Here is a 23836-nt window from a genome sequence, read left to right as displayed (position 1 = left end):
CTTGATCAGGTATTTACTGTCTGCATATTTCGGTTCTAACATATTTGAGGGGATCAATCCAGCCGACGGCTAGATCGGCCCCTCTTGAAGTGCTTGTGATTTGAACAGCTTTGGTGCAAGAGGGCATCCGCCCGCTCGGCGGATCGCGTCACACCGAACCTATGACCGCATGATCAGTTCCTGGAGGAGTAATTGAAACAATGGACCATAGTCGTCGCTTTGCTCGTCGGCGGCATGATCGCCGCCACGCTCGATATCCTGTTCGCGCTCTCGTTCGCTGGCTACAACGGCATGCCGGCCATACGCCTGTTACAGACCGTGGCGAGCGGCGCGCTGGGTAACGCGGCCTTTGCGGGCGGCACGAAGACGGCGGCCGCCGGGCTGGTATTGCACTTTGCTTTGTCCTATCTGTGGGCGGCCATTTTCATGGCGGCGGCATGGCGGGCGCCGGCGTTGCTGTGTCGTCCGGTGGTGTCCGGTATGTTGTTCGGGGTCGCCGTTTTTTTTACGATGCGGCTGCTCGTGTTGCCATTGTCGGCGTTTCCGTTCCCGGTCAGGTTCAAGCCGCTCGGCACTATCCTTGATTTGCTATCGCATATGTTCCTGTTCGGCGTTCCGATTGCGGTCACCGCTGGCAAGACTGTGCTCGCGCGGCGGCCGGTTCGCAGCTAGCAGATAAGCGTATTGATCATCACGGGTTTCTTCTAAAAAAGCGTTGTACAAGCCATATCTGAGCCCTAGACTGTGTACACAGTGATAAACATTGTTGAATTCAAGGTCTGGGAGAACAGATGGACGCGACAAAGGTCGGTATCCGGAAATTTCGCGCCAGCTTGGCCGAGCTTCTGGAGACGGGCACGCCGGTGGCGGTCACCCGTCATGGCCGAACCGTTGGATATTTCATCCCGACGCCAGTACAAGATGATGAAAATATCGCTGCCTTACGAAAAGCGGGCGAAGTGCTCGATCAAATGCTGACAGATAAGGGCCTGGATGTTGAGACTTTGGTGACCGACTTCAAGCATGCTCGCAAAGATGCGAACCAAAGAACCAGCCGCTCATCCAAGAAGGCATGAGCGACAAAGCGATCGTACTTGATGCAAACATACTAATACGAGCGGCGTTGGGACGGCGGGTGCGCGAACTCATTTTGAACTACGCTCCGACTGTCGCCTTTTTTGCCCCCGACGTCGCGTTCATTGATGCGCGAAAATACCTTCCTGCTATTTCGAAGAGGCGGGGCATCGATCCGACCGCAGTGTTATCAGTGTTGGATCGTGTGGCCGCTATAGTTCAGCAAATGGATATTTCTGTCTATCGTGGAGCGCAGCCACAAGCACTCCAACGTATCGGTAAACGCGATGCGGATGACTGGCCGGTTCTGGCATGTGCAATGATATTGGCGTGCCCAGTTTGGACGGAGGATGCCGATTTCTTCGGTACTGGAATACCGACCTGGACAACTGATCGTGTGGAGCAGTATTTCGTAGGATAAATGAGCGAGCGCTCCAACGGCGACGGGATAGTTCAAAGCAATGTGAATCTGCACCATACTGGTGCAGATTCACATTGATGGTGCTCAAAAGTTGACTCAAAGCATGATTAACTGAACATAAACGCTGGCACGCATATTGCTCATCAGTAAGGGTTTTCATTTGATTGCCCCACTATGCCCGATTGCATCGCATCCACCGAAACGGCCGCCAGCCACAGCGCATGGCAGGCCAGTCTCGCGCTCGGATTTGCCGACGATGCCGGGACCACGCGCCTGATCGATAACACCCACTGCGGCCCGCTGCGGGTGCAAAAGCCGCTCTATCCCGAAGGCGGGGCCGTGTGCCACGCCATCATCGTCCATCCACCCGGCGGCGTGGTGGGCGGCGACCAGCTGGCCATTGCCGTCAACGTGGGCGCCAATGCACGCGCCTTCCTCACCACGCCCGGCGCGGCCAAGTGGTACAAGGCCAACGGCAAGCTGTCGCGCCAGCGTGTGCGGCTCGAAGCAGGCGAGGGCGCCTCGCTCGAATGGCTGCCGCAGGAAACCATCTTCTTCGACCAGGCCGACGTGGCGCTGGAACAGACCATCGACCTTGCCGCCGACGCCTGCTACATCGGCTGCGAAATCCTGTGCATGGGCCGGCGCGCGTCGGGCGAGACCTTTGCCACCGGCCGCGTAGCGCAGCGCACCGAGATCCGCCGCGACGGCAAGCTGGTCTGGTGGGAGCAGGGCGCCTTGCTGGGCGGCCGGCTCGCCAGTCCGCTGGCGCTCAACGGCCACTCCGTCTGCGCCACCCTGATCGCCGTTGGCCCGCCGCTGCCCGCGTCCCTGTTGACCGAAATCCGCGCCGACATAACCACCATGATGACCGCCAGGATGGCCGTCGATGCGGCCGTCGACATGGCCTTCGGCATCTCCCAGGCCAAGGGCGTGCTGGTGGCGCGCCACCTGGGCGATGACAGCGAGGTGGCGCGCCGCATCATGCTATCCGTGTGGCGCCGCCTGCGCCCGCATCTGCTGGGACGCGAGGCCGTCACGCCGCGCATCTGGCAAACCTGAACTGGAACCGACATGGACCTGACTCCACGAGAAAAAGACAAACTGCTGATCTTCACGGCCGGCCTGCTGGCCGAGCGCCGCCTTGCGCGCGGCCTCAAGCTCAATTATCCGGAAGCCATCGCGCTCATCACCTGCGCCATCATGGAAGGCGCGCGCGACGGCAAGACGGTAGCGCAGCTGATGTCGGACGGCGCCAAGATCCTCACCCGCGCCGATGTGATGGAGGGCGTGCCCGAGATGATCCCCGACATCCAGGTCGAGGCCACCTTCCCCGACGGGAGCAAGCTGGTGACCGTGCATCACCCGATTCCGTGAGCGGCCATGACGATGCTGATCCATCCATTTTCCCGGCCGGCGGCGCTACCTGCGCCATCGGCTTCCCCTGCGCGTCCGCGCGGCCCATCCGGCCCGCGGCGTGCGAACATTTTTCACTACCCACCATTGTTCTTAAGGAGCCCCTCATGATCCCAGGCGAATATCTACTTGAAGAGGGCGAAATCGGCTTGAATATAGGCCGCGAGACGGCCACCGTGGTGGTCCAGAACCGCGGCGACCGGCCCATCCAGGTCGGCTCGCATTTCCATTTTTTCGAGGTTAATCCCGCCCTCGGCTTCGAGCGCTGGAAGGCCTACGGCATGCGTTTGAATATCGCGGCCGGCACCGCCGTCCGTTTTGAACCGGGCCAGCAGCGCACCGTTGAACTGGTCAAGCTGGCCGGCGACCTGGAGGTCTACGGCTTCAACGGCGCAGTGCAGGGCAAACTGAAATCCTCTCCACCCAGGAGCTGACATGGCGACCATTTCGCGCCGGGCCTATGCCGAGATGTTCGGCCCCACCAAGGGGGACCGCATCCGGCTGGCCGACACCGAACTGTTTATCGAGATCGAGCATGACTACGCCACCTATGGCGAGGAAGTGAAATTCGGCGGCGGCAAGGTGATCCGCGACGGCATGGGCCAGTCGCAGCGCGTCCATGCCCACGTGATGGACACCGTCATCACCAACGCCGTCATCGTCGACCACTGGGGCATCGTCAAGGCCGACATCGGCCTCAAGGACGGCATGATCGCCGCCATCGGCAAGGCCGGCAATCCGGACATCCAGCCCGATGTCACCATGGCGATTGGCGCCGCCACCGAAATCATCGCCGGCGAAGGCATGATCGTCACCGCTGGCGGGGTCGATACCCACATCCACTTCATTTGCCCGCAGCAGATCGAGGAAGCGCTCATGAGCGGGGTGACGACCATGATAGGCGGCGGCACCGGTCCGGCGGCCGGCACCTCGGCCACCACCTGCACGCCCGGCCCGTGGCACCTGCACGCCATGCTGGGCGCGGCCGACGCCTTCCCCATGAACCTGGGCTTTCTCGGCAAGGGCAACGTGAGCCTGCCGGCGCCGCTGGAGGAACAGGTGCGGGCCGGCGCCATCGGACTGAAACTGCACGAGGACTGGGGCAGCACGCCGGCCGCCATCGACAACTGCCTGTCCGTGGCCGACCGCATGGACGTGCAGGTGGCCATCCACAGCGACACGCTCAATGAGGGCGGCTTCCTGGAACACACGCTGGCCGCCTTCAAGGACCGCACCATCCATACCTTCCATACCGAGGGCGCGGGCGGCGGCCATGCGCCCGACATCATCGCGGCGGTGGGGCAGGGCAACGTGCTGCCCTCGTCCACCAATCCCACTCGCCCGTTCACCGTCAACACGCTGGACGAACACCTGGACATGCTGATGGTGTGCCACCACCTGGACGCGGCCATCGCCGAGGACGTGGCCTTCGCCGAGTCGCGCATCCGCCGCGAAACCATCGCGGCCGAGGACATCCTGCACGACCTGGGCGCCATCTCAATGATGTCGTCCGACTCCCAGGCCATGGGCCGGGTGGGCGAAGTCATCATGCGTACCTGGCAGACGGCGCACAAGATGAAGCAGCAGCGCGGCCCGCTGGCGCCCGATACGGCCCGCAACGACAACTTCCGCGTCAAGCGCTACGTGGCCAAGTACACCATCAACCCCGCCATCACGCACGGCATCGCCCATGCCGTCGGCTCGCTGGAAGCGGGCAAGATCGCCGACCTGGTGCTGTGGAAGCCGGCCTTCTTCGGCGTCAAGCCGTCGATGATACTCAAGGGCGGCATGATCGCGGCGGCGCAGATGGGCGACCCCAACGCCTCCATCCCCACGCCGCAGCCAGTGCATTACCGGATGATGTTCGGCGCCTTCGGCGGCGGTCTGAAAAAGTCGTTCACCTTTGTCTCGCAGGCCGCGTATGACGCCGGCATCGGCGAGCAGCTCAAGTTGAACAAGACGCTGATCGTGGCGAAGAACATGCGCACGCTGCGCAAGGCCGACATGGTCCACAACGGCGCCACGCCGAAGATGGAAGTCGATCCCGAAACCTATGAAGTGCGCGCCGACGGCGAGCTCCTCGTTTGCGAAGCGGCGGCCGTGCTGCCGATGGCGCAGCGCTACTTCCTGTTCTGAGTCTTCCCTGAATCTGTCGAGGAACCCATGCTGACATTGCATACCAAGATACCGCCGGCCGGCGCCGGCCCGATCGCCGCCCAGCTGGTGCTGCCTTATGAACTGCGCGAGAAATGCCGTTTGCGCGCCACGCTGAGCACGGGCGAGGAAGTCGGCGTATTCACCGTGCGCGGCACCGTGCTGCGCGACGGCGACCTGCTCACCGGCGAGGACAAGCGTGTGATCCAGGTGGTGGCGGCGCCCGAGCCGACCTACAAGGTCACCTGCGCCGACGCGCACACCCTGCTGCGCTGCGCCTTCCACCTGGGGAACCGCCACACGCAGGCGCAGGTGGGCGACGGTTTCCTGCGCATCCGGGCCGACGCGGTGCTCAAGGAAATGCTGGCCGGCCTGGGCGCGCGGGTGGACGAGGAAATGGCGGCGTTCGAGCCCGAGTCGGGCGCCTACGGCGGCGGCCATGGCCACCATGGCGACGACGGTCAAGGCGGACATGGCGGCCACAATCCGCTGGCCCCCATCCCGCTGCGCCAGAAAATCCACCGTCCCGGCGATCCGAAATGATGCAGGCATCCGCCCTGTTAAACCTGCTGCAGTTCGCCAGTCCGGCCTTGCCGATCGGCGCCTACAGCTATTCGCAGGGCCTGGAGGCGGCGCTGGAAAACGGCATGGTGCGCGACGCCGCGTCCGCGCGCGCGTGGATCGCGCGCCACCTGCATGAAGTGGTGGCGCAGTGGGAGGCGCCCGTGTGCTGGCGCCTGATGCGGGCCTACGCGCGGCGCGACGCACAGGCGGTGGCCGATTGGACCGAGCGCTTCATCGCCTCGCGCGACAGCGCCGAATTCCGCGCCGAGACCATCCAGATGGGCTACTCGCTGGCCAAGCTGATCGCGGAACTGGATATCGCCGACGCCGGGCTGCTGGCGCTGTTGCAGCGCACGCCCGAAGTGCCGCTGCCGGCCGCCTTTGCCTGCGCCGTGGCAGCGCTTGATATCCCGCACGAGGCGGCATTGCTGGCCATGCTGTTCGCCTGGGCCGAGAACCAGGTGCTGGTGTGCGTCAAGTCCGTGCCGCTGGGGCAGGTAGCGGGGCAGCGCATGCTGCTGTCGCTGCGGCCCGAACTGGAGGCGGCGGCGCGCCACGCGCAAACCGTGGCCGACGACGACATGAGCAACTGGGCGCCCGGCCTGTCGCTGCTGTCCATGCAGCACGAGGTGCAGTACAGCCGGCTGTACCGATCCTGATTTGTGAAAGAGAGAACCGACATGACAACCACCACCTCCAATCCGCTGCGCGTGGGCATAGGCGGCCCCGTAGGTTCGGGCAAGACGGCGCTGTGCGAGATGCTGTGCAAGGGCATGCGCGACCAGTTCGACATGGCCGTCATCACCAACGACATCTACACCAAGGAAGACATGGAGATCCTGCTGCGCGCAGATGCGCTGCCGGCCGAGCGCCTGATGGGCGTGGAGACGGGCGGCTGCCCGCACACGGCCATCCGCGAGGACGCCTCCATCAACCTGGAGGCCATCGCCCGCATGCAGGCCGACTTTCCCAATCTGGACCTGATCCTGGTGGAGTCGGGCGGCGACAACCTGGCCGCCACCTTCAGCCCGGAGCTGTCGGACCTGACCATCTACGTGATCGACGTGGCCGGCGGCGAGAAGATCCCGCGCAAGGGCGGTCCCGGCATCACCCGCTCCGATCTGCTCATCATCAACAAGACCGACCTGGCGCCATACGTGGGCGCCAATCTCGACATCATGGCGCAGGACGCCAAACGCATGCGCGGTGCGCGGCCCTTCGTGTTCACCAACCTGCGCAGCGGGGAGGGCGTGGCCGCCGTCATCGATTTCATCCGCGAACAGGGCTTGCTGGGGCAAGACCATCACATGGCAAAGGAGCTATGACATGAAACTGATCAAACCCGTGCTGGCCGGCGTGCTGGCCCTGGCCTGCCTGCCCGCGCTGGCCCATCCCGCCGCGGGGGCCCATGCGCACGGCTTCGCGGCCGGCTTCATCCACCCGTTCACGGGACTGGACCACGTGTTGGCGATGCTGGCCGTGGGCATCTGGAGCGTGCGTCAGCCCAATGCGCGCGCGCTGCCGCTCACCTTCCTGGCCATGCTGTTCGTGGGCGTGGTGACGGGCGTGGCGGGCCTCGTCATTCCGGCACTGGAAACGGGCATCGCGCTCACGGTCGCCGTGATGGGCGTGCTGATCGTGGTGGCCGCCCGTCTGCCCGGCACGGTGGGCGCGCTGATGCTGGCGGGGTTCGCCATCTTGCATGGCAACGCGCATGGTCATGAGATGCCGGAAGTGGCCAGCGCCATGGGCCTGCTGCTGGCCAGCGCCGTGCTGCTGGAAACAGGGCGGTTGTTGGGCCGCGTGAGCCCGGCGCTGGTCGTCAAGCTGGCCGGCGCCGTGATCGCAGCGGCCGGCGTGATGCTGGCGGCGGCTGCCTAGCGGACTGTAACGGAAGAATCAAAAATGGGGATAAAAATGGGGACGTACCCCTTTTTCGATTTTAAAAATGGGGACGTACCCCTTTTTCGATTTCATCCGCGAGCAAGGCTTGCTGGGGCAGGACCAGCACGTTGGGGCGCAGCTATGAAACGGTAAGCCGCCGCCCGCCTGCTTATTTGGCGCGCGGTTCGTGGCGCCGTTCGGACAGCACGATGGGCGCCGCCTTGTCCGGATACAGGCCCAGGTGGCCTTCGTAGCCGGCGCGGATGGCGGCCATGTCCGTTTCCTCGTCGCCCGTCAGGTGCACGTGGTCCACCAGGCCCAGCGTCTTGTTCGGATAGTCGATGTACACCAGTGCCAGCGGCACCTTCGCCTCCAGTGCCAGGTGATAGAAGCCGCTCTTCCAGTTGGGGCGGTAGCTGCGCGTCGCCTCCGGCGTGATGCCCACCCAGTACCACTCGGCCGCGTTCATGCGCGCCGCCTGCAGCTTGATGGTGCCGCTCGGCGTGCCCCGTTCCACCGGTTCGCCGCCCAGCGCGCGGAACCATTTTCCCAGCGGCGACTTGAACAGCGTGTCCTTGGCCAGCCAGCGGAACGGCAGGTTCAGCGCCCACTTGCCGAACAGGCCGACCATGAAGTCCCAGTTCGACGTGTGCGGATAGATCACGCAAATGCCGCGTGGCCCCGGCAGCGGCCGGTACAACATGCGCCAGCCGAACAGCCCCAGTATGCGCAGCGACGTGCGCTGGCCCCATGTGGGCAGGTCCTGTGGCCGTAAAAGATAGTCGCTCATGCTCTTTACCCCGTCGTTTTTTGTATTTGTTTTGTTTTCACTATTGACAGGCTGGCATATAGCTAGTCAAAAAATCCGCGCCCGCATTCTATCCGGGCATGGCCAGAGCGGCAAGTCATTCAGCGCCGAGCCCGTCTTGTCCGGGGAACAATGGGCGCCATTCCCGGTCAAAGAGAATCACGCCGGCCTGGCTGTGCGGCGGCTTTTCCTGATCGGGTAGCCCATGACCTCAACCACCATTCTATGCCTGGCCACAGGCGAGCGCGACGTGCTGGACGCGGCCGCTGCCGCGCTGCCCGGCTGGCAACTGTCCTGCGTGGCCGGACTGGCCGAAGCGCGCCGCGCCTTGCGCGCGCGTCCCGCCACGGTCGGCCTGTTGCTGTTCGACACCCATCCCCACGGCGAGGAAAGGCTGGACGCCTTTCTGCGCGAACATTGGCACATGCTGTGGCTCGCCGTGTTCCATCCGCCGGCACTGCAGCAACCCGTCTGGCGCCGCCTGGTGCAGGAACATTGCTGGGATTTCCACACCTGGCCATTGGACCCCGCCCGCCTGGACCATACGCTGGGCCATGCCCAGGGCATGGCGGCCCTGCGGGGCTGGCCGGCCGGCGGTGATGGCTGGCCCGGTGCGGGCGCGCCGGGCCATGCGGAAGGCGCGCAATCCGCCCCGGACGGTACGTTGACGGGGCAGAGCGCGGCCATCGTGCGGCTGCGGCGCCAGATCGCCAAGGTGGCCGGCGCCGCCGCGCCCGTCCTGATCTGGGGCGAGAGCGGCAGCGGCAAGGAACTGGCGGCCAAGGCCGTCCACCTGCAGTCGCCGCGCGCGGCCGGGCCCTTCGTGCCCGTCAACTGCGGCGCCATGCCGGCCAGCCTGATCCAGTCCGAACTGTTCGGTTATGAACGGGGCGCCTTCACCGGCGCGGCGCGCGAGAAGCGGGGCCTGATCGAATCGGCCGAGGGCGGCTCCCTGTTCCTCGACGAAATCGGCGACTTGCCGATGGAACTGCAAGCCAACCTGCTGCGCTTTCTGCAGGAAAGAACCATCTGCCGCCTGGGCGCCACCCGCAGCATCATGGTCGACGTGCGCGTGATTGCCGCTTCGCACGTGCAGTTGCAGCAGGCCGTGCAGCGCGGCGCCTTCCGCGAGGACCTGTATTACCGGCTCAACGTGCTGGCGCTGGACGTGCCGCCGCTGCGCGAACGGCGCGACGACGTGCCCTTGCTGGCCGAACACTTCTTCCACCTGTACGCGAGCGAACGCGCGCCGCGCCTGCGCGGCTTCAGCGCGCGCGCCATGCAGGCCCTGCGCGACCACGACTGGCCCGGCAACGTGCGTGAGCTGATCAACCGCGTGCGGCGGGCCATGGTGATGGCCGAAGGACGGCTGATCTCGGCCCAGGACCTGGGCCTGACGGCAAACGCGGCGCCGGCTGACGGCGCCCCGCTGGGCGACGCCCGCAGCCGTGCCGAGCGCGACGCCATCGACGCGACGCTGCTGCGGGCGGGGCGCAACATGACGGTGGCGGCGCGCGAACTGGGCGTGTCGCGCATGACGCTGTACCGCTTGCTGGCCAAGCATGGCATCGCGCCGCCGTCGCGGGCCAGCCAGCCGTAGCCGTGTCACTGCCGCGTTACAGCCTGCACCCTGGCAATCTTCGCCCCGCCATGCCGCTTGCTTCCCATGTCGGCCCCATGTTTTTCAGCGCGTTGTCCGCCGGCCGGCCCGGCGGCTGTCACATAGCCGAGACGACTGGCTAGCCCGAGGACCGTGCCAGGCCGTCTTTACGGTCCTGCCCGGCATCAATTTCTTCTTGTTTTTCAACGGCTTGTCGTTACTGCCGCAAGGTGGCACCAAGTTTGCGATCACAGGATGGCCGGGCGCATGCTCCCCCGGCCAGGAAACTTCTCGATCAACCCTTGGAAGCTAGGAAACTGCCATGAAAAGAACTTTGATCAGTACTGCCATCGTGCTTGCTTTCAGCGCCAGCGCGTATGCACAGACGACGCCGCCATCCTCGACCGCCCAGTCCGGGGCCGGTGCGATTGCCAACGACAATTCCAGCGCCATGCAGGACAGCAGCAGCAATCGCAACAACGACAGCAGCAACAAGAACAATAACAATAACAGCACCGGCGGAGCCGACGCGAGTGCTGCCGGTGCCGTATCGGCCAACAACGGTGCCGCCGCCACCTCTACCTTCAGCAATTCGTTCAACAATTCCAACGCCACGGCCACCAGCAACCTGAACGGATCGGTCACCAACAATGCCGTCCAGAACATCGGCAACACGGCCAGCAATAACGGCAATACGACAGGCGGATCGGCGGCCGGCGGCGTGGGCGGTACGGGTACGGGCGGCATGGTCACCGCCGCCGGCGGCACCGGCGGTGGCGCGGCCGGCGGCAATGGCGCTGCCGGCGGCATCGGCGGCACGGCCACCAACGGCAGCGCCAGCAATGGTGATGCCTATGGCGGCAACGCCAGCGGCGGCGCCGGCGGTGCCGGCGGGGCGGGTGGAGCGGGTGGTGCCGGCGGCACGTCCGGTAACGCCTTTGGCGCCAGCGGCGGCATGGGTGGCGCCACGGGCGCGGCCACGGGCGGCGCCGGTGGACAGGCCGGCGGCTCGACGGGCGGCGCCGGCGGCAGCAGCGGCCTGGCCAATGGTGCCAACGGCGGCATGGGCGGCAGCACCGGTAACGCCGGTGGCGGCACGGGCGGCGCCGGTGGCGCGGGCGGTCTCGGCGGTGCCGGGGCGGCCGGCGGCGGCGCCGGTGGCGGTACGTCCACGGCCAGCAATATGCCGGCGGCCGGCGGCGCCAGTTCCGGCGCCGGCTCGGCCACCAACACCAGTGGCGCGGGCGGCGAAACGACGGGCATACCGCCCAGCCAGGCGGCCAGCGCTTCGACCGGCGCCAGCACGGGCGGCGGCGCGACTTCCGGTGACAGCAACAGCACAGCCGGCGCCTCGAGCGGCGGCGCCGGGGGCGCCGGTGCCGCTGGTGGTGCCGGCGGCGCCGGGGCGGCCGGCACGGCTGGCAGCAATACGGCCGGTGCCGGTGCGGCCGGCGGCAGCGCGGCCAGTGGCGCTGGCGGTGCGGGCGCCGGCGTGACCAACACGGCAGGCGCCGGTGCCGGCGCTTCCAGTGGCGCCGGCGGCGCGGGTGCGGCCGGTGGCTCGGGCGCCAGCACGGGGGGCGCGGGGGCGGCCGGTGCTGCCGGCGGCAACGGCGCAGCCAGCGGCATGGCCCAGAACACGGGCGGCGCCGGTGCCGGCGGCGGTTCGGCCACGGGCGGCAATGGCAGCAACGGCAACCCGACCAACGGCAGCGCCAGCGCAGGTGATGGCGGCGCCGGCGGGGCTGGCGGTGGCGGCAACAGTGGTGGCGCCGGCGGCGACGGCGGCACCAACACGGCCGGCGCGGGCACGGGCGGCGCCGGTACCGGCGGCACTGGCGGCGCTTCCGGCAATGTCTCGGTCGATGCGGGCACGTTCAACATGTCCAACAGCATGAACAACGTTGGCCAGTCGGCGGCCGGGGTCATGGTCGTCAGCCAGAACAGCGGGATCGCGGCGCTGGTGCAGCAAAGCGTGAACGTGCAAGCCAATTTGCAGGTCGGTAAATAGTAGGCGGTGGCGGGGCCGGGCCAGGTGGACGGCCCGGTCCCGCCTGCGCCGGTCCGCCACACCGGACCGGCGCCCGCATCTCCAGGCAGAGGACGATATGCAACAACGACCAATTCTATGGGGCGGCACGCTGGCCCTTGCTGCCGGCCTGCACGGTATGGCGCAAGGACGGGAAGCCGCCGCGACAGACGCCGCGCCTTACGCCATCGGGCCCATTGCGGCGGCGGCGCCCGCCCCGGTGCCACCGGACGTGATCCGGTACGTGCTGGCTCATGCCGCGCTGGTCCCGCGCGGCGCGAATGGGGCAACGGCGGACGGGGCAGCGGCTGCCGGGGCGGCTTCGGCCGGGGTGGCTTCGGCGCCCCTGGCGATGGTGCCGGCGCCAGCCCTGGTTGCCGGTGCCGCCAACGGCGGCGTGCCGGACGAGGCTCCGTTCGCGGTCCCGCCGCTGGCGGCGGCACGGCTGGAACAATTGCGGGGCGGGACGGACACGGTGTGGAACGACATGAAGCTGGGCGGCACCGTGACGGGCAACACGGCCGTCAACGTGGCCACGGGCGCCAACATCATCACCAACGGCTCGTTCAGCAATGCTTCCGGCCTGCCGGTGGCGATACAGAACTCCGGCGCGAACGTGCTGATCCAGAACGCGACCATCATCAATGTCCAGCTGCAATGAAACGCGCCGTGCTCAGCCTGTTTGTGCTTGCCGCCCTGTGCGGCCGGACCGCTCCCGCCGTCGAGCTTGAGTTGCCGGCCGGGGGCGGCTTTTTTGCGTTGCCCGTGGCCAGTGTCAAGGCCGTGCGCTACCAGGGCACGGTGCACCAGCAATATGACTTCAGCTGCGGTTCGGCGGCCGTGGCCACCTTGCTCAGCTACCACTATGGCTATGCCGTCGATGAACAACACGTATTTTCGGAAATGTTTGCCCATGGCGACCAGGCCAGGATACGGCGCGAGGGCTTTTCCCTGCTGGACATGAAGCGCTACCTGGCCCAGCACGGCTTTACGGCCGACGGTTACGAATTGCCGCTGGCCAAGCTAGTCGAGGCCCGCTATCCGGCCATCGTGCTCGTGTCGGACCAGGGCTATCTGCACTTCGTCGTCGTCAAGGGCGTCGCCGGGGGGCGGGTACTGCTCGGCGACCCGGCCAGCGGCACGCGCGCCATGAGCGTGGCCCGCTTCGAAGCCATCTGGCGCAACGGGCTGCTGTTCGTGATCCACGGCGCGCCCGGGGCGGCCCGTTTCAACGCCGCGGCCGACTGGCGGGCCGCGCCGCGCGCGCCGCTGGCCGACGCCATCGACCGCCGCAGCCTGGCCGACGTCACGCTGCCCAAGAACGGCGCCGGCAATTTCTGATCGCGAGCCCGACCATGCCGCCCCTGCGTCCTCTGTTATTGACCCTGTGCCTGTGCTGCGCGCCGGCCCTGGCCCGCGATCCGGCCGACGACTGGGTGGCTGTGGACGACGGCCGGCTGGCCGACGCGCGCGGCGGCCTGGATGCCGGCAATGGCCTGATCTTGTCGCTAGGTGTGGAAAGATTGGTTTCGATCAATGGCAACGTTGTCGCAAGTAGTAACTTTTCCATTTCCGATGTAGGCAAGCTGGCGGCCGGCGACAGCCGGCTGGGGGGCGAGGCGGTGGCGGCGCTGACGCTGGTGCAAAACGGGGTGGGCAATGAGTTCGCTCCGGCGCTGACGGGCCAGGCGGCGGGCGCGCTGGTGATCCAGAACAGCGCCAGCGACCAGCTGATCCGCAGCCAGACCACCATCAGCACGGTCGTCAACAGCTTGTCCCTGCTCAAGAACCTCAATTTCGAAGGCGGCTTGCGCGATGCGCTGAGCAACGCCGTGCGTCCGAAGTAGGGCGCCGCCGCCCGGCCTGCAGTGAGACCTGTGCTTAGGGAGACACGATGCCATACCGCGAGAAGCTGCGTATCAGTTCGATAGGATTGTCGGTGGTGCTGTGCAGTGCGCCCGTGCTGGCGCAGCAGGGCGGTGGCGGGGCGCAGACGGCCGATGCCGTCACGCTGGCCGGCTTGCAGGCCAGACTGGCGGCCATGCAGCAACAGCTGGCGGAACAGAAGACGCAGCTGCAGGCGCTGCGGCGTCTGCTGGACGAACAATCCGGCTGGCAGCCGGATGGACGAGCGGCGGGGCAGCCAGGCGGCCAGCCAGCGCCGGCGGCGGGCCGGGGCAGCGTGGCGGCTGGCGCCGGGCCGGTGGCATCCGATGCCCAGCTAGCGGCGCAGCGCGGCGCCGGCATGATCGGTGCGGGCGGCATGCATGGCGTCGGTGGCACGGGTGAGACAGGCGGCGCAGGCGGGAGCGCCGGGGGGGCTGCAGCGGGCGGCCCAGGCCCCGCACAGGGCACTGGCGGCACCAGCGTCGCCACCGGCGCGCCCGTGGGCGAGGCCCCGCCCGGGGAGGGCCGTCCGCCCGAGGTGGCGCCCCTGTTCGAGCAGCCCGGGGTGCTCACGCCCAAGGGCCGCTACGTGCTGGAGCCGTCGCTGCAGTTTGGCTATTCGTCCAGCAACCGGGTGGCGCTGGTGGGTTACACCATCATTCCGGCCCTGCTGATCGGGCTGGTCGATATCCGCGAGCTCAAACGCAACACGGTGACGGCCACGCTGACGGGGCGCTACGGCGTCGGGCCCCGCACGGAAGTGGAAATGAAGCTGCCCTATGTGTACCGTTCCGACAGCACCGTCAGCCGCGAAATTCTCACCGGCACCGGCATCGACCGCGCCTTCGACACCAGCGGCAAGGCGATGGGCGACATCGAACTGGCGCTGCGCCACCAGTTCCGGCACGGGCCGGCGGACCAGGCCTATTACGTGGGCGGCCTGCGCTTCAAGACCCGCAGCGGCAGGGACCCGTTCGACGTCGTCACCGATTGCGCGACCCGCTGCGTGGGGCCGGACGCCACCGGCACCGGTTTGCCGCTGCAACTGCCGACCGGCTCGGGTTTCTATGCGCTGCAGCCCAGCCTGACGTGGCTCTATCCCAGCGATCCGGCCATCTTGTTCGGCAGCGTCAGCTATCTGCACAATTTCCGGCGCAGTAACGTGACGCGGCGGGTGCTGAACGGCCAGTCCGAGCCGCTGGGCACGGTGGCGCCGGGCGGCGTGATCGGCTTTAATTTCGGCCTGGGGCTGGCCCTGAACGACAAGGCGGCGCTGAGCCTGGGCTACGACCACAGCTCCATCGCCCGCACCCGCCAGAACGGCCAGCCCGTGCCCGGTTCGGTGCGCACCCAGCTGGGCACCTTGCTGGTGGGACTGTCCTACCGGCTCAGCGACAAGCGCACCGTCAACGTGGCCGTGGGCGCCGGCCTGACCCGCGACACGCCGGACGTGCAACTGTCGGTGCGCTTGCCCGTCACGTTTTGAAGCGAGCTCTGCGGGAAAATGGCGATTCAGGTATCTTAGTGTTCCTGGCAACTTTTTACAGAGGGAACACATGATGTCGACGAAGCGCTCCACCCCGGCCATGGCCGCCATCGCCGCGGCCATGGCCGCCGTTTTCTGCGCCGCACCGGCGCTGGCGGCCGCGCCCATGGCCAAATTCCAGGCCCCGGGCTTTTATCGCACGATGCTGGGCGATTTTGAGGTTACGGTCCTCAACGACGGTACCCTCGACCTGCCTGTGGACACCCTGCTCAAGATGCCCAAGGACAAAGCCGACCAGGCGCTGGCCAAGTCGTTCGAGCACAGCCCGCTGGAAACGTCCGTCAATGCCTACCTGATCAATACGGGTCCGAAACTGGTGCTGGTGGACGTGGGCGCGGCCGGCCTGTTCGGCCCCACCCTGGGCAAGCTGCTGGCCAACCTGAAGACGGCCGGCTACCAACCGGAGCAGGTCGATGAAATCTACATCACCCATCTGCATCCCGACCACGTGGGCGGCCTGATGGCGGCCGGCCAGCGGGCCTTCCCCAACGCCATCGTGCGGGCTGGCAAGGCCGATGCCGATTATTGGCTCAGCCAGGCCAATATGGAGCGGGCGCCGGCCGAGCAAAAAGGATTCTTCCAGGGGGCCATGGGCGCGCTGGGGCCCTATGTGCAGGCCGACAAATTCGTGCCCATCGTCGGTGATACGGAACTGGTGCCGGGCGTGAAGTCCCATGCCAGCGCCGGCCACACGCCGGGCCATACCAGCTACGTGGTGGAAAGCAAGGGCCAGAAACTGGTCTTGCTGGGTGACTTGATGCACGTGGCAGCCGTGCAGTTCGATACCCCGGCCGTGACCATCGGCTTCGACACGGACAGCAAGGCGGCGGCCGCCCAGCGCAAGGCGGCCTTCGCGGAGGCCGCCAAACAGGGTTACCTGATCGGCGCCGCCCACCTGCAATTCCCGGCCCTCGGCCACCTGCGCGCCGCCGGCAAGGGCTACCAGTTCGTGCCCGTCAACTACACCATCCCGCGCTGACCGCTGACCACTGACTGCCGACCGCTGCACGCGGCGCCGGCAAGACAACAGGGCGCCGCAGCGCCCTGTTGTCGATCCGCGCCCACCAGGAGGCAGCGGCCATCCGTCGCATGGGGCGCCGTGGCGCCCCATGGCAACTTACGCCACTTCCAGCGCCGGATAGTCGGTATAGCCTTCTTCGGTCGGATGGTAGAACGTTTCCATCTTCCACTCGTTGAGCGGCGCGTCCAGCTGCAAGCGGCGCGGCAGGTCCGGATTGGCGATGAACGCCTTGCCGAAGGCGATGGCGTCGGCCGTGCCGGCCTCGAGCACGTGCTGGGCCGTCTGCTTGTCCATCTTCTCGTTGGCGATGAAGACGCCGCCGAACTCACGCTTGATCATCGGCGCCAGGCTGTCGTCGCCCACGGCCTCACGGGCGCAGATGAAGGCGATCTTGCGCTTGCCCAGCTCGCGGGCCACATAGCCGAAGGTGGCGGCCGGGTCCGAGTCGCCCATGTCGTGGGTGTCGCGGCGCGGCGCTAGGTGCATGCCCACGCGTTCGGCGCCCCAGACGGCGATGCAGGCGTCGGTCACTTCCAGCAGCAGGCGGGCCCGGTTTTCGATCGAACCGCCATAGTTGTCGGTGCGGTGGTTGGTGCTGTCTTGCAGGAACTGGTCGAGCAGGTAGCCGTTGGCGCCGTGCACTTCCACGCCGTCAAAGCCGGCCAGCTTGGCGTTTTCGGCCGCCTTGCGGTACGCGGCCACGATGCCAGGCAGTTCGGCCGTCTCCAGCGCGCGCGGCACGGGGAAGGGACGCTGCGGACGCAGCAGGCTCACATTGCCCTTGGCGGCGATGGCGCTGGGCGCCACGGGGGCCTGGCCGTCCAGGAACGAGGGGTCGGAAATGCGGCCCACGTGCCACAGCTGGGCGAAGATGCGCCCGCCGGCCGCGTGCACGGCGGCCGTCACCAGTTTCCAGCCTTCCACCTGCTCGTCCGACCACAGGCCGGGCGTGTCCGCATAGCCGACGCCCTGCGGGGTGACCGCCGTCGCCTCGCTCAGGATCAGGCCGGCGCTGGCGCGCTGGGTGTAGTACTTGGCCATCAGGGCATTGGGCACGCGGCCGCCGCCGACGGCGCGGGCGCGCGTCAGGGGCGCCATGACGATGCGGTTTTTCAGGGTGAGGTTGCCGATGGTGATGGGATCAAACAGATTTGCCATGATGAGTTCCTGTCATAAAAGTGCCGGACCGGGCCGGCAAAGGCGGGCCCCGTTCAGAGGCCCGTGTTCATGTGGTCAATGAAAGCTTGGATGGTCGCTTCATCGCGCTTGAAGTAGTTCCACTGGCCGACCCGGTACGACACCACCAGGCCAGCCTTCTGCAGCGTGGCCAGGTGGGCCGACACGGTCGACTGCGACAAGCCGCAGCGGCGGTCGATCAGGCCGGCGCACACCCCCAGGCTGAGCGGGTGCTGCTGGTCGGCGAAAAACACTTCCGGCTCCTTGAGCCACGCCAGGATCTGGCGTCGCACGGGGTTGGCCAGCGCTTTGTGAATTGCATCTATGTCCATCGTTGCTCTCTTGTTTCGTCACAGGACGATATATGTATCGGTTTTTACCGATTTCAATATCGGTATCTTACGATATAAATGAAAAATGTGCTGGCGGCGGCCAAAAACGGCCGTGCCCGGCGAGCCGGCGGCGGCGGTGCTACACTGCGGCCTCATTCGCTTCCGCGGGGACGGCCCCGCCGCGCAAGGAAGCTAGCAGCCTGTCGGGCTTAGGGAGTCGAAGCGAAAAAATAGCTGGGCGAGGCCAGATTTTGACGATTTCGCAGTGCCCATAGCGAGCTATGGGCCGAGAAAGCGGCGAAATATGGACCGCCCAGGTATTTTTGCAGCCGACGATCCTAAGTCCGACAGGCTGCCAAGCAGGGACGGCCCTGCCCATCGAGGAGATGATATTGACCTGGCTGATCTTGATCCTGGCTGGCCTGCTGGAAGTGGCCTGGGCCGTCGGACTGAAATACACGGCGGGCTTCACCCGCCCCCTGGCGGCGGTGCTGACCTTGCTGTCCATGGCGGGCAGCGTGGGGCTGCTGGGGCTGGCGCTGCGTAACTTGCCGCTGGGCACGGCCTATGCCATCTGGACCGGCATCGGCACCGTGGGCACTGTGATCTTCGGCATCGTCGTGCTCGATGAACCGGCCAGTGCGGCCCGGCTGGCCTGCATCGCGATGATCGTGGCCGGCATCCTCGGCCTGAAGCTGGCCACTGTGTGATGGACGCGGGCCGTCAGCGCCCGCCGCTCCAGCGCTCGTAAATGCGGCTCAGTTCGCCATTGGCCCTGAGTTTCAACAGCGCCTGGTCCAGCAGGCGAGTCGTCTCGGGCGGAATTTTCTTGCTGACCCAGAAATAGATAGGCTCCTCCTTCAGCACGCCGGGCACAATGCGGATCTGGTCGCGCAGCCCGTTCTCGCGCACGATCCAGGTCAGCGTCAGCTCGTTCATGTAAAAGAAGCGGCCATGTCCCGCGATGATCTTTTTCAGATTGACGACATTGTCGCCCGTGCTGTCGTCCACCTTCAGGCCCAGCGCCCGCAGCTGGTAGGAATAGCCGGCCCCGCGCGACGTGTTGACCAGTGGCTTGAGCTTGGCGAGTTCGTCGAGGCTGTTCACTTCCACGTGGTCGCCGGCGGCGGCCGCCAGCCGGTGGCGCACCATGTACAAGGGCTTGCCGGCGATGGTGGCAATCGCGCGCCGGTGCGGCGTGTCGAGCAGGGCACAGGCGCAGGCCACATTGCCCGATTCCAGGCCCTGTTCGATAACGGGAATCGAGCGGAAATCATATTGGCCGGTAAAGTGCAGCTGCGGCTCCATCTTCTCGATCGCTTGCAGGATGTCGGGGCAGACCCCTTCGCTATGGTCGCCGCGGTTGATCCACTTGGGCGGCAGGCTCTCCTGCGCCATCACGGACAAGGTGACCGCCTCAGCCTGCGCGCAAGCGGCCCAGGCGCACTGGCCGGCAGCGATGAGCAGTAATTGCCTGAGGATATTCATGTTGCCTCCCAGCGATGATTCTAGACGCATCCCATGCGGCGCGCCACCATTGCATGAGGCTAGTATGTCCGGAAACGTCACAGCCCGGCAGTGGGCCTGGCCAGGTAATACCATTCGCTGTGGGCGGCGGCGGCGCTGTCCGGGAACAGCATCACGCCGTCGAAGCCGGCCAGCACGGGTGTGCCATCGGCACGGCGGCCGATTTCCTCGCCCTGGCGCACCGGGTCGAAGCTGGCCCAGTCGCGGCTGAAGCGGTCGTCCCCGTGCAGCTTGTCGTGTACCTCGACCATGCTGAGCGCTTCCAGTTGCCCGTCCGGCAGCGGCGCCGGCGCCGGCCCGTCGCAAAGGCCGAGGAAGGCCAGCGTGTTGCGGATGGCCCGGTAAGCCACCTGCGGCGCTTGCGGATCGTCATGCTGGCCGCATTCGAGGGTGAGGGCGTAACCGCCTGTGCTGCGCATGTATTCGGTGGTGCCCACGCCGTAGCGCAGCACCGTCTCCAGCCGGCTGTCGCCGCGCAGGCGGCGCTGCACGCCCTGGCCGTAGGTGCGCAGCCAGCCGTCCACGAAGCGCCGCACGCCCAGCCGGCGCGCCAGGGCCCGCTCCTGTTGCGCGCGATGAAACGGTTCCAGCGGCCCGTCGTTGTCGCGCGGGCCCACCATGGCGAACGGCTGGCTGTGGGCGTTGAATGAATGCAGGTCCAGCAGCACGTCATGGCTGGCCAGCAGGGGACACAGCCAGTTGGCCACCCGGTCCTCGAAATCCTGGGGCGCAGCGTTGGGAAACAGGTTGCGGTTCAGATTGCGCTGGCCGGCCCGTTCGCCCTTGGCATAGGCCAGGGGATTGGCCACCGGCACCAGCGTCAGGCTGCCGTTGGCGATGGACAGGGCGCCGCTGTCCAGCTCCCCCATCAGGCGTTCGATGGCCCGCGTGCCGCATGTCTCGTTGCCATGCACGGCGCCCAGCACGATCAGGCGCGGCCCACTGCTTTGGCCGCAGTACTGGATGGACTTGAATTGCATCTCGGTTGCATTGCTCATGCGTCTGCCTCTATTTGGTGCCGCGCGCGGCGCGGACGGGAGCGCCGGCGTGGCGCCGTCAGGGGCGGGCCTCGATCACATCGAACGGCGACTGCATGCTGCCCAGATAGGCCATCAGGCTGCGGGCCCGCTCGCCGCTGTCCATGTGGGCGGTGCTGGCGATGGCCGCCCGCAGCCCGGGCAGCACTTCCGTCACGTGTGGACTGCGGTAGGCTTCGATCAGCAGTAGCGCCAGCTCGGTGGCGCGGCCACGGTTGTTGCGCATGCGCTGTTCCAGCACGGCCAGCAGGGCGCGCTGCATGCGCGGCGTGGGATTGGTGATGTAGCCGAACACCAGCGGCGTGTTGGCGATGGCCTCGCACAGCCGGCTTTCGATCTGGTCCGGCTTGACGTCGGAGGCGATGTCGAAATAGGCGCCGTTCCAGCGCGTGCGCTCGTAGGGATGGCCGGGCGGGAAGGCGTCGGCGGTCTCGAAACCGCAGATGCGGCTTAAATGGCGTAGCCAGGCAAGGATGGTGGAAGTCATGGCGCCATTTTAGCTGCATTGAAACGGCCGCGTGCAAGCGTACCCAGGAAACCAGGACAAAAAAACGGCCAGGAGAACCTGGCCAAAAATGGGGTGAAACAGAGGAGTAACGCGGTGGTCCTGGCGCCGCCAACGCAGCTGGCAGGGCCGCCCCGCCGAGGCGTCGTGCGTGGGCCCGGCGCGCGCGGGTGCAAAGAAGTCAGCCCCGGGTCGTGAAAACCCGGCGGCTGGTGAAATCGGGTTGAACGGGCGGCACCAACCGCCGCCCGTTGCCGCGCCGCCGCCACGGAACCGGGGCGGGGCGACGGGCCGCTTCAGCCTTGGGCTTGCTCGCCCAGGCGGCCGGCGCGGAAGTCTTCCACGGCCGCGAAAATCTCGGCCTGGGTATTCATCACGAACGGGCCGTATTGCGCGATCGGCTCGTTCAGGGGCTGGCCGGCCAGCAGGATGGCGCGGCTGGCCTCGGCCGCGTGCAGCGTCACCCCGTCGGCGCCGGCCGTGTTGGCCAGGATCGCCATCGCCTTGGACGGCACCGCCTTGTCGCCCACCGTGACGCTGCCGCGATAGGTATACAGGAAGGCGTTGTGGCCGGCCGGCAGCAACTGGCTGAAGCTGGCCCCGGCCGGGATCTCCAGGTCCAGGTACAGCGGCTCCGTCACTTCGCGCTGGACGGCGCCGTCCACGCCGTGGCTGCGGCCGGCGATCACCCGCACCGTCACCCCTTCGGGCGTGGTGTAGCGGGGGATGTCCTCGCCGTTGAAGTCGCGATACCACGGCTGGCGCATCTTGTCGCGCGCCGGCAGGTTCAGCCACAGCTGGAAGCCTTCCATCAAGCCTGCTTCCTGCTCCGGCATTTCCGAGTGGATCACGCCGCGCCCGGCCGTCATCCACTGCACGCCGCCGCTGGTGAGCAAGCCTTCGTTGCCGGCGCTATCCTTGTGGCGCATGCGCCCCGTCAGCATGTAGGACACGGTCTCAAAGCCCCGGTGCGGGTGCGAAGGGAAGCCGGCAATGTAGTCGTTGGCCTCGTCGCTGCCGAAGGCGTCGAGCATCAGGAACGGGTCCAGGCGGCGCTGCAAGGCTTGGGTCAGGACGCGGTTGATCTTGACGCCGGCCCCATCCATCACGGCCTGGCCGTGGATGATGCGCTCCACGCCGCGGCCTTGTTGCACTTGTTCCGGTACTGCAGTCATCGTCGTTGTCATCATAATCTCCAGTCATTGCGCGCCGCCAGGGCGCGGGATTTACCTGTACTTACACCAGCACGGCGTTGATTTCCGCGTCGGCCTGGGCTTGCGCCTTGGCCACGGCGTCCGGGCCCAGGCCCATGCCTTCAGCGTACACGAACTGCACGTCGGTCAAGCCCAGGAAGGCCAGGAAGGTCTTCAGGTGCGGCAACTGGGTGTCGGTCGGGCCGTCGCGGTGCATGCCGCCGCGGGCCACGGCCACATACACTTTCTTGCCCGTCAGCAGGCCCACAGGGCCGGTGGCCGTGTACTTGAAGGTGACGCCGGCGCGGGCGATGGCGTCGAACCAGCTCTTGAGCTGCACGGTGATGCCGAAGTTGTACATCGGCGAACCGATCACCAGCACGTCCGCTGCCTGCACCTGGGCGATCAGGGCGTCATCCAGGGCCACGCGGGCGGCCTGCTCGGCGTTGCGCTGCTCGGCCGGGGTGAACAGGGCTTGCAGGCCCGCTTCGTCCAGCACGGGATGGGGCTGGGCGGCCAGGTCGCGGCGGGTCAGTTGGACGTCCGCTGCCGTGGCGCTCAGCTTGGCAACGATGGCGTCGGCCAGACGGGTCGATTCGGAACCGGTGCTGCGGGCGCTGGAATTGATTTGCAGGATGTTCATGGTGTGCTCCATCTGTGGGGTTGTTGTTGCGATGGATGAACTTTAGCAGTTCCAAATTTCAACCGGAAGCCGTTAAAATGGATAACATTAATCCACCGATGGAACAATCCTATGGAAATCGATCCCGGCGACTTGCTGCTGTTTGCCCGCATCGTCGAATGCGGCAGTTTCAGCCTGGCGGCCGCGCGCGTGCAATTGCCCAAGTCCACCGTCTCGCGCCGCATCTCACAGCTGGAAACGCAGTTGGGCGAGCGCCTGCTCCAGCGCACCACGCGCAAGCTGGTGTTGACGGAATTCGGCGCCAGCCTGCTCGAGCATGCGCGCCGGGTGACGGAGGAAACGGAGGCGGCCGGCGCCCTGGCCCAGCACCGGCAGGGCGCGCCCAGCGGCTTGCTGCGGGTGTCGATGCCGGCCGACTTCGCCAGCGGCGTGATGGGCGCGCTGCTGGCCCGCTTCATGACGCAATATCCGGCTATTTCGCTGGAACTGGACCTGTCGCCGCGCCGGGTCGACCTGGTGGCCGAGAATTTCGACCTGGCCATCCGCATGGGGGCGCTGCCGGACGACGCCACGCTGGCCGCGCGCCGCATCACCTTGAGCACGCTGGGCCTGTACGCGGCGCCTGCCTACACGGGCTTGCGGGGCTTGCCGGAACATCCGGACGACCTGTTCCAGCATGATTTGCTCAGTTTGCCGCCGCGTGCGAACGGGCTCACGCGCTGGACCCTGCAGCGCGGCAAGGTGCAATGGGAACGCGATTTGCCGGTGCGGATGATGGCCAATTCGCCGGAACTGCTGGTGCGCATGGCGCGCACGGGGGTGGGCATCGCGGCCAGCACGCAACAGCTGGCGCAGCCTTATCTGCAGACGGGAGAGTTGGTGCGGGTATTGCCGGACTGGTGTTTTCCCACTGTGACGGGGTGGGCGGTCTTCCCCGGCCGCCGGCTGATGCCGGCCAAGACCAGGGCCTTCCTCGATATGCTGGAAGCGGGCTTCGCGCCGGACGGCGCCGGCTGAGG

At 66.7% G+C, this 23836-nt stretch carries 29 protein-coding genes; 21 read left to right on the top strand and 8 right to left on the bottom strand.

All coding sequences use genetic code 11. The annotated features are described in order from the left end of the window. Positions 1–192: 192 nt before the first annotated feature. The 11 genes from AC3WOS_RS12305 to AC3WOS_RS12255 all read left to right on the top strand — a co-directional run bounded on the left by AC3WOS_RS12305 (position 193) and on the right by AC3WOS_RS12255 (position 7510). Positions 193–672, top strand: coding sequence for a hypothetical protein (locus tag AC3WOS_RS12305; RefSeq protein WP_492716242.1), 480 nt, complete (start codon positions 193–195; stop codon positions 670–672). Between the two features lie 119 nt (positions 673–791). Next, positions 792–1076 (top strand): type II toxin-antitoxin system Phd/YefM family antitoxin, encoded by a 285-nt coding sequence (locus AC3WOS_RS12300; protein WP_492716241.1) that lies wholly within the window; start codon positions 792–794, stop codon positions 1074–1076. Continuing rightward, complete coding sequence (locus AC3WOS_RS12295; RefSeq protein ID WP_492716240.1) at positions 1073–1495, top strand: PIN domain-containing protein; 423 nt, start codon at positions 1073–1075, stop codon at positions 1493–1495. The genes AC3WOS_RS12300 and AC3WOS_RS12295 overlap by 4 nt, the downstream gene beginning before the upstream one ends. A gap of 174 nt (positions 1496–1669) precedes the next feature. Next, positions 1670–2557, top strand: coding sequence for an urease accessory protein UreD (locus tag AC3WOS_RS12290; protein WP_492716239.1), 888 nt, complete (start codon positions 1670–1672; stop codon positions 2555–2557). Between the two features lie 12 nt (positions 2558–2569). Continuing rightward, a complete protein-coding gene (locus AC3WOS_RS12285) occupies positions 2570–2872 on the top strand; it encodes an urease subunit gamma (protein ID WP_182157469.1) in 303 nt (100 codons plus the stop codon). A gap of 146 nt (positions 2873–3018) precedes the next feature. After that, on the top strand, positions 3019–3345 hold the full coding sequence (locus AC3WOS_RS12280) for an urease subunit beta (protein ID WP_492716238.1): 327 nt from the start codon (positions 3019–3021) through the stop codon (positions 3343–3345). 1 nt (position 3346) lies between these two features. Continuing rightward, positions 3347–5047, top strand: a complete 1701-nt coding sequence (ureC, locus tag AC3WOS_RS12275; RefSeq protein WP_492716237.1) for an urease subunit alpha — start codon at positions 3347–3349, stop codon at positions 5045–5047. 27 nt (positions 5048–5074) lie between these two features. Beyond that, positions 5075–5608 (top strand): urease accessory protein UreE, encoded by a 534-nt coding sequence (gene ureE, locus AC3WOS_RS12270; protein ID WP_492716236.1) that lies wholly within the window; start codon positions 5075–5077, stop codon positions 5606–5608. After that, positions 5608–6288: an urease accessory protein UreF gene (locus AC3WOS_RS12265; protein ID WP_492716274.1), complete on the top strand. Its 681-nt coding sequence runs from the start codon at positions 5608–5610 to the stop codon at positions 6286–6288. The genes ureE and AC3WOS_RS12265 overlap by 1 nt, the downstream gene beginning before the upstream one ends. 21 nt (positions 6289–6309) lie before the next feature. After that, positions 6310–6954, top strand: a complete 645-nt coding sequence (gene ureG, locus AC3WOS_RS12260; RefSeq protein WP_492716235.1) for an urease accessory protein UreG — start codon at positions 6310–6312, stop codon at positions 6952–6954. Position 6955: 1 nt separating this feature from the next. Further along, positions 6956–7510 (top strand): HupE/UreJ family protein, encoded by a 555-nt coding sequence (locus AC3WOS_RS12255; RefSeq protein WP_492716234.1) that lies wholly within the window; start codon positions 6956–6958, stop codon positions 7508–7510. A 172-nt stretch (positions 7511–7682) separates the two neighbouring features. Here the strand turns inward: AC3WOS_RS12255 and AC3WOS_RS12250 are convergent, their stop codons facing one another. Next, positions 7683–8303 carry a 1-acyl-sn-glycerol-3-phosphate acyltransferase gene (locus AC3WOS_RS12250; RefSeq protein ID WP_492716233.1) on the bottom strand — a complete coding sequence of 207 codons (621 nt, stop codon included), beginning with the start codon at positions 8301–8303 and terminating at the stop codon, positions 7683–7685. On the opposite strand from AC3WOS_RS12250, the gene AC3WOS_RS12245 reads away from it, so the two are divergent. The 8 genes from AC3WOS_RS12245 (at position 8302) to AC3WOS_RS12210 (ending at position 16362) form a co-directional block, all read left to right on the top strand. Next, entirely contained in the window at positions 8302–8523 is a 222-nt protein-coding gene (locus tag AC3WOS_RS12245; protein ID WP_492716232.1) for a hypothetical protein, read from the top strand. The two genes, AC3WOS_RS12250 and AC3WOS_RS12245, sit on opposite strands and share 2 nt — an antisense overlap. Positions 8524–8526: 3 nt before the next feature. Next, positions 8527–9921 carry a sigma-54 dependent transcriptional regulator gene (locus AC3WOS_RS12240; RefSeq protein WP_492716231.1) on the top strand — a complete coding sequence of 465 codons (1395 nt, stop codon included), beginning with the start codon at positions 8527–8529 and terminating at the stop codon, positions 9919–9921. A 322-nt stretch (positions 9922–10243) separates the two neighbouring features. After that, the gene (locus tag AC3WOS_RS12235) at positions 10244–11932 is read left to right on the top strand and encodes a hypothetical protein (RefSeq protein WP_492716230.1); all 1689 of its coding nucleotides are present in this window, start codon (positions 10244–10246) and stop codon (positions 11930–11932) included. A gap of 97 nt (positions 11933–12029) precedes the next feature. After that, complete coding sequence (locus AC3WOS_RS12230) at positions 12030–12611, top strand: hypothetical protein (protein WP_492716229.1); 582 nt, start codon at positions 12030–12032, stop codon at positions 12609–12611. Continuing rightward, entirely contained in the window at positions 12608–13291 is a 684-nt protein-coding gene (locus AC3WOS_RS12225) for a C39 family peptidase (protein ID WP_492716228.1), read from the top strand. The genes AC3WOS_RS12230 and AC3WOS_RS12225 overlap by 4 nt, the downstream gene beginning before the upstream one ends. Positions 13292–13305: 14 nt before the next feature. Continuing rightward, the gene (locus tag AC3WOS_RS12220; protein ID WP_492716227.1) at positions 13306–13797 is read left to right on the top strand and encodes a hypothetical protein; all 492 of its coding nucleotides are present in this window, start codon (positions 13306–13308) and stop codon (positions 13795–13797) included. A 47-nt stretch (positions 13798–13844) separates the two neighbouring features. Beyond that, positions 13845–15323 carry an acetate kinase gene (locus tag AC3WOS_RS12215; protein ID WP_492716226.1) on the top strand — a complete coding sequence of 493 codons (1479 nt, stop codon included), beginning with the start codon at positions 13845–13847 and terminating at the stop codon, positions 15321–15323. A 73-nt stretch (positions 15324–15396) separates the two neighbouring features. Next, positions 15397–16362, top strand: a complete 966-nt coding sequence (locus AC3WOS_RS12210) for an MBL fold metallo-hydrolase (protein ID WP_492716273.1) — start codon at positions 15397–15399, stop codon at positions 16360–16362. 138 nt (positions 16363–16500) lie between these two features. On the opposite strand, the gene AC3WOS_RS12205 is transcribed toward AC3WOS_RS12210, so the two are convergent. Further along, complete coding sequence (locus AC3WOS_RS12205; protein ID WP_492716225.1) at positions 16501–17562, bottom strand: alkene reductase; 1062 nt, start codon at positions 17560–17562, stop codon at positions 16501–16503. A 53-nt stretch (positions 17563–17615) separates the two neighbouring features. Continuing rightward, positions 17616–17912, bottom strand: a complete 297-nt coding sequence (locus tag AC3WOS_RS12200) for an ArsR/SmtB family transcription factor (RefSeq protein WP_492716224.1) — start codon at positions 17910–17912, stop codon at positions 17616–17618. A 392-nt stretch (positions 17913–18304) separates the two neighbouring features. Here AC3WOS_RS12200 and sugE point away from each other — a divergent pair, with 392 nt between their 5' ends. Then, positions 18305–18622 carry a quaternary ammonium compound efflux SMR transporter SugE gene (gene sugE, locus AC3WOS_RS12195; RefSeq protein WP_492716223.1) on the top strand — a complete coding sequence of 106 codons (318 nt, stop codon included), beginning with the start codon at positions 18305–18307 and terminating at the stop codon, positions 18620–18622. Between the two features lie 13 nt (positions 18623–18635). On the opposite strand, the gene AC3WOS_RS12190 is transcribed toward sugE, so the two are convergent. The 5 genes from AC3WOS_RS12190 to AC3WOS_RS12170 all read right to left on the bottom strand — a co-directional run bounded on the left by AC3WOS_RS12190 (position 18636) and on the right by AC3WOS_RS12170 (position 22817). Continuing rightward, complete coding sequence (locus AC3WOS_RS12190) at positions 18636–19400, bottom strand: substrate-binding periplasmic protein (protein ID WP_492716222.1); 765 nt, start codon at positions 19398–19400, stop codon at positions 18636–18638. Between the two features lie 77 nt (positions 19401–19477). Continuing rightward, entirely contained in the window at positions 19478–20437 is a 960-nt protein-coding gene (locus AC3WOS_RS12185; RefSeq protein ID WP_492716221.1) for a M14 family metallopeptidase, read from the bottom strand. A gap of 58 nt (positions 20438–20495) precedes the next feature. Beyond that, positions 20496–20963 (bottom strand): hypothetical protein, encoded by a 468-nt coding sequence (locus AC3WOS_RS12180; protein WP_492716220.1) that lies wholly within the window; start codon positions 20961–20963, stop codon positions 20496–20498. Positions 20964–21277: 314 nt separating this feature from the next. Then, positions 21278–22168, bottom strand: a complete 891-nt coding sequence (locus tag AC3WOS_RS12175) for a pirin family protein (protein ID WP_492716219.1) — start codon at positions 22166–22168, stop codon at positions 21278–21280. 49 nt (positions 22169–22217) lie between these two features. After that, positions 22218–22817, bottom strand: coding sequence for an FMN-dependent NADH-azoreductase (locus tag AC3WOS_RS12170; protein WP_492716218.1), 600 nt, complete (start codon positions 22815–22817; stop codon positions 22218–22220). A 111-nt stretch (positions 22818–22928) separates the two neighbouring features. Here AC3WOS_RS12170 and AC3WOS_RS12165 point away from each other — a divergent pair, with 111 nt between their 5' ends. Continuing rightward, a complete protein-coding gene (locus AC3WOS_RS12165; RefSeq protein ID WP_492716217.1) occupies positions 22929–23834 on the top strand; it encodes a LysR family transcriptional regulator in 906 nt (301 codons plus the stop codon). Positions 23835–23836 lie beyond the last annotated feature (2 nt).

Source organism: Rugamonas sp. FW305-51 (assembly GCF_058786935.1).
Note: the sequence above shows the minus strand (reverse complement) of the source record. Positions and strands in the feature narration are given on the sequence as shown.